Origin of the sequence: Streptomyces palmae, from assembly GCF_004684805.1 — a bacterium.
Classification (GTDB): domain Bacteria; phylum Actinomycetota; class Actinomycetes; order Streptomycetales; family Streptomycetaceae; genus Streptomyces; species Streptomyces palmae.
Map to the genome: position 1 here is coordinate 1 of NZ_SRID01000247.1, position 10,400 is coordinate 10,400.

Annotated in this window: 9 protein-coding genes, 1 tRNA gene and 1 pseudogene; 1 reads left to right on the forward strand and 10 read right to left on the reverse strand. The window is 75.6% G+C overall.

Translation table 11 applies throughout. The features are described from left to right. Together E4099_RS22315 and E4099_RS22320 are read right to left on the reverse strand one after the other, a co-directional pair. Positions 1 to 360, reverse strand: a pseudogene (locus E4099_RS22315) (TOMM precursor leader peptide-binding protein); the annotation flags it as partial. Next, positions 360 to 545, reverse strand: coding sequence for a hypothetical protein (locus E4099_RS22320; protein WP_135340894.1), 186 nt, complete (start codon positions 543 to 545; stop codon positions 360 to 362). The pseudogene E4099_RS22315 and the gene E4099_RS22320, both read right to left, overlap by 1 nt. Positions 546 to 798: 253 nt before the next feature. Here E4099_RS22320 and E4099_RS22325 point away from each other — a divergent pair, with 253 nt between their 5' ends. Beyond that, positions 799 to 1,623, forward strand: coding sequence for an AfsR/SARP family transcriptional regulator (locus E4099_RS22325; RefSeq protein ID WP_135340895.1), 825 nt, complete (start codon positions 799 to 801; stop codon positions 1,621 to 1,623). Positions 1,624 to 2,043: 420 nt separating this feature from the next. Here the strand turns inward: E4099_RS22325 and E4099_RS22330 are convergent. From E4099_RS22330 to E4099_RS22365, 8 genes are all read right to left on the reverse strand, one after another. Then, positions 2,044 to 2,117 (reverse strand) — tRNA-Lys (locus E4099_RS22330). Between the two features lie 67 nt (positions 2,118 to 2,184). Continuing rightward, the gene (locus tag E4099_RS22335; RefSeq protein ID WP_135340896.1) at positions 2,185 to 2,790 is read right to left on the reverse strand and encodes a bifunctional DNA primase/polymerase; all 606 of its coding nucleotides are present in this window, start codon (positions 2,788 to 2,790) and stop codon (positions 2,185 to 2,187) included. A gap of 196 nt (positions 2,791 to 2,986) precedes the next feature. After that, positions 2,987 to 3,352, reverse strand: coding sequence for a hypothetical protein (locus E4099_RS22340; RefSeq protein WP_135340897.1), 366 nt, complete (start codon positions 3,350 to 3,352; stop codon positions 2,987 to 2,989). A 346-nt stretch (positions 3,353 to 3,698) separates the two neighbouring features. Continuing rightward, positions 3,699 to 5,051 carry an AAA domain-containing protein gene (locus tag E4099_RS22345; protein WP_135340898.1) on the reverse strand — a complete coding sequence of 451 codons (1,353 nt, stop codon included), beginning with the start codon at positions 5,049 to 5,051 and terminating at the stop codon, positions 3,699 to 3,701. Beyond that, positions 5,048 to 6,640, reverse strand: a complete 1,593-nt coding sequence (locus E4099_RS22350) for a hypothetical protein (protein WP_135340899.1) — start codon at positions 6,638 to 6,640, stop codon at positions 5,048 to 5,050. Before E4099_RS22350 ends, E4099_RS22345 begins: the two co-directional genes overlap by 4 nt. After that, the gene (locus tag E4099_RS22355) at positions 6,631 to 7,908 is read right to left on the reverse strand and encodes a hypothetical protein (RefSeq protein ID WP_245245079.1); all 1,278 of its coding nucleotides are present in this window, start codon (positions 7,906 to 7,908) and stop codon (positions 6,631 to 6,633) included. Before E4099_RS22355 ends, E4099_RS22350 begins: the two co-directional genes overlap by 10 nt. Continuing rightward, entirely contained in the window at positions 7,844 to 8,893 is a 1,050-nt protein-coding gene (locus E4099_RS22360) for a phosphatase PAP2 family protein (RefSeq protein ID WP_135340900.1), read from the reverse strand. The genes E4099_RS22355 and E4099_RS22360 overlap by 65 nt, the downstream gene beginning before the upstream one ends. Before the next feature lie 453 nt (positions 8,894 to 9,346). Then, positions 9,347 to 10,400 (reverse strand): tetratricopeptide repeat protein (locus E4099_RS22365; protein ID WP_135340901.1); only part of this gene is annotated, 1,054 nt, incomplete at its 5' end.

A 10,400-nucleotide genomic window follows, 5' to 3' on the forward strand; every position in this document is an offset into this window, starting at 1 on the left:
CTCGGCGGGCGTCGGGGCATCCAGGACGGGCAGTGCGGCCACCGCGGGCGCGGCGCCACCGCCCGGGGGTAACCCCGCCAGTGCCCAGTACGCCTCGGCGGGGCCGGGCGGCCGGTCGCTCTCGTACACCAGGCCCGCCTCGCACAAGCGTTGGACGATGCGCGCGCCCTCCCGGGCCGGCACCTGGGGTGCGGCGTCGGCGAGGACCCGGCGCAGATCACGGGTGCCGTCCAGCAGCGGTGCGAGCACGGCGACGGGGCGGCCGTGCAGTGCCGTCACGCCGCGCTCCGACACCAGATACACGGCTTCGTCCGGTACCGGCTCCACCCGCAACTGCGGTGCGAAGCGCAGCGTGCCCATCAGGCGGCGGCGACGGTGCAGATGCAGATGCTCGGCTGCGGCAGCCGCGCGGGTGCTTCGGCGAGGTCTTCGATCAGTATTCCGTCAAGCTCCGTTGACAGGAGGGGGTCTGTGAGGGGAGGTGTGTCGGTCGGCTGCCCGGGCACCTCCACAAGGCTCGGCCTGGGGGCGTTCACGCTGTTCATAGGGGGTTTCTCCTCGTAGTTCGGGGTGGTCCCGACAAGGTGTCCACAGGAGGAATGCACTGCGGACCGGTGACCCTTTCATCACCAGGGTGTGAGCTTGTCATGGGTCTTGCCACCCAGGATTCACACCGAGATCGGGAAACCGGCACTGGCCGGGCACCCCACCCCCGCGCGAGGCTCGTATGTGCCTCGATGGCAGACCGCGGCCAGAGGTATCCGACGTATGTGTGACGGGTGACGGAGGTACCGATCCATGGACATCAAGCTGTTGGGGCCACTGAGCGTCGAGGCGTGTGGTCAGTCGATCGTGCCCAGTGCCGGGAAGCCGCGGCAGATCCTTGCACTGCTGTCCGTCTACGCCAACCAGATGCTGCCCGTTCCCACTCTGATGGAGGAGATCTGGGGCAGCGATATGCCGCGCAGCGCGCTCACCACCATGCAGACGTACATCCTCCAGCTGCGCCGCCGGCTGGCCGCCGCGTACGGGCCCGAGGCCCCCGAGGCGTCCAAGGCGGTGCTGGCCACCCGGTACGGCGGCTACCTGCTGGAAGCCGACCCGGGTGCGGTGGACGTACACGAGTACGACCGTCTGGTGGCCGCGGGGAACGACGCGCTGGAGGGCGGGGACGACGCGGAGGCCTCGATGCTCTTCCGCGAGGCGCTGACGGTCTGGCGCGGCCCGGCCCTGGTGGACGTGCGGGTCGGCCCGGTGCTGGAGATCGAGGTGGCCCGGCTGGAGGAGAGCCGGCTGGGCGTACTGGAGCGCCGCATCGAGGCCGACCTGCGGCTGGGCCGCCATGCCTCGCTGCTCACCGAACTCACCGAGCTGACCGCCCGTCACCCGCTGCACGAGGGGCTGCACGCCCAGTGCATGGCGGCGCTCTACCGGGCCGGCCGCCCCTGGCAGGCGCTGGAGGTGTACCAGGGGCTGCGGGCCCGGCTGGTGGAGGACCTCGGCCTGGAGCCCTCGCCGCGGCTGCAGAAGCTCCAGCAGGCGGTCCTCGCCTCCGACCCGGCCCTCGACCTGGAGTCGGGCGGCCGTTGGCGGCGCCCGGTGCTGGACCTGTTCGCCGCCTGACCAGCCACCGTGAAACGCCCGGCTACCCCCTCCCCGCCGGGCCGGCCGCGGCCCCGCTCCCCCTCCGGCACGGGCGAGCGGGGCCGCGGCGTGTGTGCGGGCGGGCCTGCGGCGTGTGTAAGTGAGGTTCTGGCGCGTGTGCGGGCGGGGCCGTGGCTGTGTACGGAACGAGGTCGTGGCGCGTGCGCCGGGCGAGGCCGCGGTGTGTGTACGGAGCGGGGTGCGGCCCGTGTGCTGGGTGGGCTGCGTGTGTGTACCTGGGCGAGGCCGTGGCGTTGTGTACTGGGCGGAGTCCTGGCACGTGCGCCTGGCGGGGCCCTGGCGCTCGGTACGGCGGTGGCGCTCACGCACCCGTATCGGACGGGTGCGGGTGTGCACGAGAAAGGCCCTCCACCGTGGTGGAGGGCCTTTCTCTGTCGGTGCGCCGCCAGGGACTCGAACCCCGGACCCGCTGATTAAGAGTCAGCTGCTCTAACCAACTGAGCTAGCGGCGCCTGCTGACGTAGAAGACCTTAGCACCCGGATCCGGCGAAGCGAAAATCGGTGCCCGTGGCCCTCCGCTCAGCCCGGGAACAGGGCGGGCTCCCTGGTCACGGGGGCACCCAGGACCGGCTCCACGGTGGCGCGGGCCGCCCGTACGCAGGCCCACAGCAGGACGTCGGCGCCGGGCAGCCACGGGGCGTGCCGGTCCGGGGCCACCAGCCAGCGGGAGCCCTCGGTGCCGCCCGGGCCGTCATCCACCGCGGAGGACTCCTCCGAAGCCGAGGACGGAGCCGGGTGCGGCGGGGGTACGGTCACCGCGTCCCCCGGCCCGTGGCACAGCAGCGGCGGGGCCGTCGGATGCCACTCCTCCCAGCGCAGCAGCGCGGGGAGCCGCTGCGCGGTGCCCGGGGCGGCGAACAGCAGCAGCCGGCCGCGCTGCGCCGCCACCGGGCCGGTGCCCGGGCCGTCGGCCCATAACCGGTTCACCATCCGGCGTCCGAACAGCGCGGGGGCGCTGATCACGTCGAAGGAGGCTCCGCACGGCAGCACCACCGGGGCGGTGGGGTGCTGGGCCCACAGGGCGCGCACACTGCGCGGGAAGGGGCTGGCCGAGGCGAGCCAGTCGGCTCCGGCGGGGGTGATGCGGTCTGCGGTCTGCTGGGTTTCCCGGGGCCATCTGCTCATGCACACCAGGTGTAGCGGGGCCCCGCGTTCCGGTTCCGTCGAAGAGGGAAAACCGGGACAGGGCCGGCTCGGGCGGAGTATCTTGCCCGGGCGCACATGCCAACGGCCCATGATGCGGTCATGGGCCGATCGGGCTGCGGGGGTGCGTCAGCCGGTCCTGTCCGGGGCTGTCACCAACGGGTTCCGCCCGGTGCCGTCACTGCGACCGGCCGCCGTGGCGCAGCAGCTCCTCGCCGAACTCCACCATCTTCCGGGCGTAGTCCTCGGTCCACTCCGCACGCTCCGCGATCATCGCGAGCGGCAGCCGGTCGAAGCGCTGCGGATCGGCGAGCTGGGCGGCGGCCATGGCCTGGAACTCCATCGCCCGGTCGGTGGCCACGCGGAACGCCAGGGCCAGCTCCGTGGAGCGGGCCAGCAGCTCGCCCGGGTCCTCGATCGACTCCAGGTCGAAGAAGTGCTCGGGGTCGGCCGCGGCGTCGGCCGGTTCGAAGAGCAGCGGTGCGGGTTTCAGCCGCCGCTCGGAGCCGGTGCTCGGATGTGGAGCCGCCTGGGGCTCGGACATGTACGTACCTCCCGGATCGTCTGCCGCATTCCATTGTCCCGCCCCGCGCAAGTGGCCCTGGCAACTGCCAGAGCGTCCTTCGCCCCGGGATCCGAGAGCCCGCGGGGGGGGCGCCGGCCGTACGAACGGCGGCCCTCCGCGAGCGCCCGACATGGTGAGTGCCCGGGCGAACCCCGTCCGGGCCTCGCTGGAAATCTCCCCTGTTCGGGCCGGTGCTACGCGCTGCGGCCGGTCGGCCGTCCGGCGCGGGGCGGGGTGAGTGCCGCTAGGCGCGGTCAGGGCGCGCTGCCCACGGCGGCCGGCGGCCGGTGCTCCGGTGGCGGCATGGCGGGCCGGGAGCGCCTCGCTACGGCCGCCAGCTCACGCGGTGCTCCGCCAGGTGGGCCAGGACCGCGTGGTGGGCCTCCCAGCCGTCGGGGAACCTCACCGCCACGCCCAGCTGGACCGGCTCGGTGGAGGGGTGCTCGTCCAGCAGCTCGGCGACGCCGGCGCGGCACACCACCACACAGGCGTGCCGGTGCCGGGAGGCCAGTACGCACAGGCGGCCGGTCTCCAGGTGGAAGGCGGTGGCGTCCGGGCGGCCGGAGAGCGGGTGGAGGACCACCGTCACATCGAACTCCCGGCCCTGGAGCCGGTTGGCGGTGTCCACGGTGACCTGGGAGATCCCCAGCTCGACCAGGGCCGCCCGGACGGCCGCGGCCTGGTCGCGGTGCGCGGTGCCGACCGCTATCCGGTCGGCCGTCACCGGTACTGGATCCGGGCCCCGCTCGCTGGTCGCCGCCGTGCCCCGGTCCAGCAGCCGCCGGACCACCAGGGCCACCGCCCGTACCGCCTCCGGATCGGTGCGCGGGGTGCGGCGGGCGGGGAGTTCCAGCAGCCCCCAGCCGGACTCGGCGGCCTCGTCCAGCACCCGGTCGGGGCCCGAGCCGTCCGAGGGGACGCCGAAGGCCAGCCGCCGGTCCCCGGGCCCGGTGCCGCTGCGGAACGGGGTGTACGGGTAGAACGCGGCGGACACCAGGGGCGCCGCCGAGGCCGGCAGCCGCCAGGAGACCGGCAGCCGGTGCTGCGGCAGCCCGGGATTGTGCGCCAGCAACGTGGCCACCGCGCTCGCCGACGGGTCGTACGACAAGGCCGCCCACTGCTCGGTGCCCACCGCGCTGAACGGGTCCAGCTGCCCCGGGTCGCCGACGAACAGCGCCCGCTCGAACAGGCCGGCCACCGCGAGCAGCGCGTCCGAGCGCATCTGGTACGCCTCGTCCACGATGGCGTGCGGCCAGGGCTCGGCCGCCCTGGTGTGCGCCCACTTGGCGGCCGTCGAGACCACCACCCCCAGACCGGCCAGGTCGGCGGCCTTCGCGGAGGTCACCACCCGGGGGTGCCGGTCCAGCACCGGGTCGTAGGGGTGCTGGTCGCTGCTGTGCAGCCGCCCGATCGGCAGCTCCGGGTCCTCCCGGGCGAGCCGGTCCACCAGGTCGTCCACCTGGGCGTTGGTCTGCGCCACCACCATCAGCGGGCGCCCGGCGGCGGCCAGCTCCCGCGCGGCCCGCACCACCAGCGTCGACTTGCCCGCGCCGGGCGGTGAGTCCACCACCACACCGCGGTGCCCGCCGTGCAGGGTGTCGTGGAGGATGGCGTCGGTGGCCCGCGCCGCCTCCGCGCCGGGATCGAAGCCCCGGACGGCCTGGTGGGTGCCGGTCACAGGTAGTCCTCCTCGGTCACCGGGTCGGGGGCGTCGACGGCGGCGGAATCCGGCGGGCCGCCGTGCGTCCAGGGCGTACGCTCCGGGTCCGGCAGCTCCGGGCCGCCGCGCGGGGCGTGCTCGAACAGCGTCCAGCACACCCGGTCGCCCACCTCGGGCACGGTCCCGGGGTCGGGCACCTTGCCGCGCCCCATGCCGCCGGTCAGCCGCACCACCAGAGCGCCGGGCGTACGGCCGGCGAACTCCGCGAACTCCGCGGTCTGGGTCCTGCCGTCCGGCAGCGCCCGGTACAGCCGGGTGCCCCGCGACTCCTCGGACAGCTGCGGCAGGTCCTCGGTCACCACGGTGACCAGCGGCCGAGGACGCGGCACCTTCGCCTCCGACCAGGCCATCTCCACCTCGGTGACCTCCCCGGCGAACGCCTCCCCGGCAAGCCGGCGCCCCGCCATCACCAGCGGATCGTCCAGCGCCTGCTGGGCGTCCAGCTGGGCCTGCGCGGTCTCCCTGGCCATCAGCTTGCGCGCCGCGGTCACCGCGTCGTCCCGCTTGGGCTGCGGCGGCTCCCCGGCCCGGATCCGGTCCCGGTGGCCGGTGTACGACCAGCGGTCACGGGTCCAGCGCTCGGCCACCCGCGCCCCCTCGGGCAGCGCGGCCAGCAGGTCCACCGCCCGCCACACCGCGTCCCAGGTGGGCCGCAGCTGGCCGGCGACCAGCTCACGCAGCTCGGCCTCGGCCCGCCGCAGCAGGGCCACCGCCCCCGGCCGGCCCTCGGCCACCGCGGCCCGCGCCTGGTCGTAGCGCTTGATCGCCGGGGCCAGGCAGGTGTTGTCGAAGACCGGGTCGGTGGCGGGTCCGGCGGGCGGGCACACCAGCAGCCCGTCCTCGCCCCGGTCCAGCTCGGCGCTGAGCGCGGCCCGCTCCCCGCTGACCCCCGGCGGCGGATCGATCCAGCCCAGCAGCGCGCCCAGGTGCTGGTCCTCCAGCGCGCTCTGCCCGGTCGCCCAGTGCAGGGCCAGCAGACCGGTCACCGAGAGCAGCAGCGCGGAGCCCGGCACCCGGGACCGCTCGCCGTAGTGCGTCAGCCAGCGGCCCAGCAGCGGCACCCGGGGCGGCGCCGGGAAGGGGGCCAGCGGATCCTGCTCGGCGGTCCGCCGGAACCGCATCGACCGGCCCAGCAGCCGCACGTACTCCAGCCCCGCCCCGCTGGGCACCAGCAGCTGCGGGGCGTCGGTGCACAGCTCGACCTCGACCGGCACCTTCTTCCCGGTCCCCGGGTCGGTCTCCTTGCGCCGCACCGTCTCGACCCGGTCGGCGAACCCGTCCAGATACGGCAGCATCTCCTCGGCCAGCTCGGCGAGGAAGGCGAACCGCAGATCGCGGTCGCGCGGCTGCGGCACCACCAGCAGCCGGGGCGCCTCCCGCTCGGTGCCCACCAGGGCGCCCAGCGGCGCCCCCGCCTCACCCGCGGTGGTCAGCGGCACGAACACCATCGGCCGCGCGGACAGATGCCGGTGCCGCACGGTGGTCAGCGGTCGCGCCCGGCCCTCCCGCACCGCCTCCATCCGGGCCAGCGTGGTGATCAGCGACATGCCGGCTCCCGGACGCCGGCGGTGCGGTCCGCCGCGGGGAGGCCCGCGGAGGTGAATTCCGCTGCGGGGAGGCCGGCGGCAGTGAGGGATTCGGCGCGCAGTGCCGCGGCCCGGCGCAGCGCCTCGATGGCCGGGTCGCCCGCGCCGTCCACCGGGTCCGGGGCCTCGCCGAAGGCGGCGGCCAGGACCGCGCCGATGGTGGTCAGCCCGCCCAGCTCGCCGCGCACCCCGCGGCCCAGCGCCGTGACCGCACCGGCCGTCCGGGCCCGTTCCCGGCAGTGGAAGGCCAGCTCGCAGGCGGACAGGCACTCCGGTGCGTACGCGGCGGGGACCGCGTCGAGGGCGGCGGCCAGCTCCGCCGCCGGCCGGGTGGGGGTGCGGCGGTCGTCCGCCATCCGCAGGTCGAAGGTGGTGCCCTCGGGCAGGGCGCCGGCGATCTCCTCGACCCGGGTCAGCCGGGCCAGCTGCCGCCGGGTCACGGACAGCTGCGGGCGCACGTCCACCAGCTCGGCGGTGGGCAGGTTGGAGAAGTCCCTCGGGCAGACCAGCAGCGCCCGGTGCCGCACGCGCCGCGCCGCCGGGGCGGGCCGCGACGGGGCGGCGACGCGCTCGGCCACCCGCTCCAGCGCCAGGACGTACACCGCGGCCTGCCGGGCCGCCGCCCCCACCTTGGCCGGGTCGGCGGCACCGTCCACCACGGGGAAGGACTTGATCTCCACCACCGTCCAGCTGCCGTCCGGGTGCACCACCACCGCGTCCGGCTCCAGGAAGGCGGCGGAGCCCGCCACGTCCAGGCTGACCATGGGGTGGTCCAGCAGCGTCCAGCAGCCGGCCGCGGTGGCCTCCCGCAGGGCCAGCGCGGTGCGGGCGGTACGGCCCTCGGGGCCGATGGCGGTCAGCTCGGGAGTGCGCACCTCACCGGGCCCGGGCGGCTCGCCGGCCGCCCCGCCCAGCCGCTCGCACAGCAGCCGCACCAGCTCGGCGCCGCCGTCGCCCTTGACCCGGCTCTCGAAGACGTTGCCCCGCTGGATCGCGAACTGCGACTGGCCGAAGCCGGCCGGGGCGCCCAGCGCCCCGGCCAGCGCCCGCTTGTCCACCCCGGCGCCGTCCAGCAGGGTGCGCCGCCGGCAGCCGGGGTTGGCGGCCAGCGCGGCGAGCGCCCGCGCGTCCAGCGGCTGCGGGGCGACGGCCGGGCCGCGCAGCTCAGCGAGCCGCTGCCGGAGTGCCGTCGTCGGCCTCGGCACCGCCGTCGGCGCGCTCGGGCCGATCCGCGGCGGATCCGCCGCGGGCGCCTCCGCTGGACTGTCGGGGGATGCGTTCGCGTTCACGCGCCGAAGTCTCGCATCCGGCACTGACAACGGAGCGGGACTCGCCGTTTTCCAGGCGCCCGGGAGCGCCGTCGGCGCCCGCCGCGGTGTCGTCGCCCGGGGCGGCCGGGGCGGGGATGCGCACCGCCGGGGCGGCCTGTGCCGGGACCGTGTCGGAGGGGCGGCGGAACCGGGCGAAGATCGGCTGGGTCAGCCGCAGGGCGGGCCGGGCCAGCAGATAGCCCACGCCCATCACGGCGATCCCGGCCACCGCGTCCAGGAAGTAGTGGTTGGCGGTGCCCATGACCACCAGGATGATGCTCAGCGGGTAGACCACCGCGGCCACCTTGGCCCACACCGAGCGCCCGTGCCGCCACAGCGCCACCCCGCACCACAGCGCCCAGCCGCAGTGCAGGCTGGGCATGGCCGCGTACTGGTTGGTCATCCCGCCCATGCCGCGCGGCGCGCTCGCCTCGCCGCCCCACCAGCCGTAGTCGCTGTACTGGGCCATGGTGTCCACGAAGCCGTGGCCCAGCAGCCGGGGCGGGCAGGTGGGCAGCAGGGTGAAACCGATCAGTCCGATGAGCGTGGAGACCAGCAGCCAGGTGCGCAGCACGCGGTAGTCGTCGGAGCGGCTCCGCCAGAGCCAGACCAGTACCAGGGGGGTGACCACGTAGTGCAGCGAGGCGTAGACGAAGTCGGCGGGGACGCCTATCCAGGCGTGGTGGGTGAAGATCTTGTTGAGCGGGGTCTCGAAGTCGATGTGGAGATCCTGCTCCCAGCGGAGGATCTGCACCCCGTGGTCGACGGCGGTGGACACATCACCGCGCGCCAGCAGCCGGCCGGCCGAGTACACGGCGTACACCAGGGCGATCAGCGGCAGCTCGGTCCACCAACGGGGCCGAACGCCCTGTGATGCTCCGGTACGGGACACGGTGTCGGGCATCCGGACGCTCTCCAAAAAATCAGGCGGGCCTTCGGGCGGCGCGCATCAACCTACGGCGTGAGCGATGCATACTCTCACCGCCCTGGCTCGGCCCCGCCCTCCGTGCCCTGGAACCGGGGACGATATCTCACGGAAGTCCCACGGAGACGACACGATCCACCATTGTCGCGTATCCCTGCCTGGGCCCGAGCCGCGAGGGAAGAGACGCCGCTGCCGGGCCGCGGGTTGCTTCGCTGCGATGGTGCCGGGGTCCGGCGGGTGGTCCGGCGCGCCCGGTGCCGGGGCCAGGCGGGGCGGTAGCCCCAGCGCCCGGTGACGGGGTCAGGCGGTAGCCGAGCGCCCGGTGCCGGGGTCCGGTGAGTGCTCCGGGGTGGCCGGCGTCGGAGTCGCGCGGGTAGATCCGGGTGGCTGGTGTGGGGCCAGGCGGGTGGTCCGGCGCGCCCGGTGACGGGGTCAGGCGGGGAGTCCGGGTGCCCGGTGTCGGGCCAGGAACTCGGCCACCGCGGGGGTGCTCCGGTGCGGGTGGAGCGCCCCGGCCGCGCCGTCGAGCATCGCCCGGATCCGGCCGGACCGCACCTGCCGCAGCAGGTCGAGCGCGCGGTTGCCGACAGCCGCCGCCTCCTCGGGGTGGCGGCCGTCGGCCAGGTCGCCCGCCAGCTCCGCGGTGAACAGCGCGATGTTGCGGGTGAAGTGCGGATCCTGCAGGGCCACCGCGCGCCGGGCGTGCTCGGCCGCCCGCCGCGGGTCGCCCAGGGCAGCCCAGCACTGGGCCTCGAGGCCCTCCAGTTCGGCCTCCCCGTAGAAGCTCATCCACTCCGGGTCGGCGGACGTCGGGCCCTGCCCGAACAGCGACTGGGCCCGCAGCAGCGCGCTCTCGCAGGCCACCCGGTCCCCGAGGCCGGCCCAGCCGCCCGCCTCGCGCAGCGCCAGCAGGGACAGCAGCCGGGGCGAGGCCAGGCCGCGGGCCGCGCCCTGGCCCGCCTGCGCGGCGCGCACCGCCTCCCGGGGGCGGCCGGTGTCCCGGGCCAGGAAGGCCAGGTTGCAGAAGGCGTGCGCCTCCAGGGCCCGGTCCTCGGCCACCCGCGCGGTGGCCAGCGCCTCGGCGTAGTACGAGCGGGCGTCCGGGTACCGGCCCGAGTCATGGGCCAGCCAGCCCACCGAGATGGCCAGCTCGCCCGCGCCGCGGTGCAGCCGGCCGGTGACCGCCGGGCGGTGGGTGCCCGCGTCCAGCAGTGCGTAGGCGGTGCGCAGCGGCTGGGCGGCGCGGGTATAGAGGCCGTCCGCGCCGAAGCGATCGTCGAAGGCCCGGATCCGGCGTACCGCGTCCTCGATCGCGGCGGCCTCGGGTTCGCCGACCCGGCGGGGCGTCCGGGCCGGTGCGTCGCCCCGGGCGGGGGCGGCCAGGGCGGCCGGGCCGCCGGTCATGAAGGCGCGGCGCAGCACGTCGCTCTCCTTGCGGGGGTCGAGGGGGTGCGGTCCCAGCGGTCCCACCCCCGGTGGACAGGGG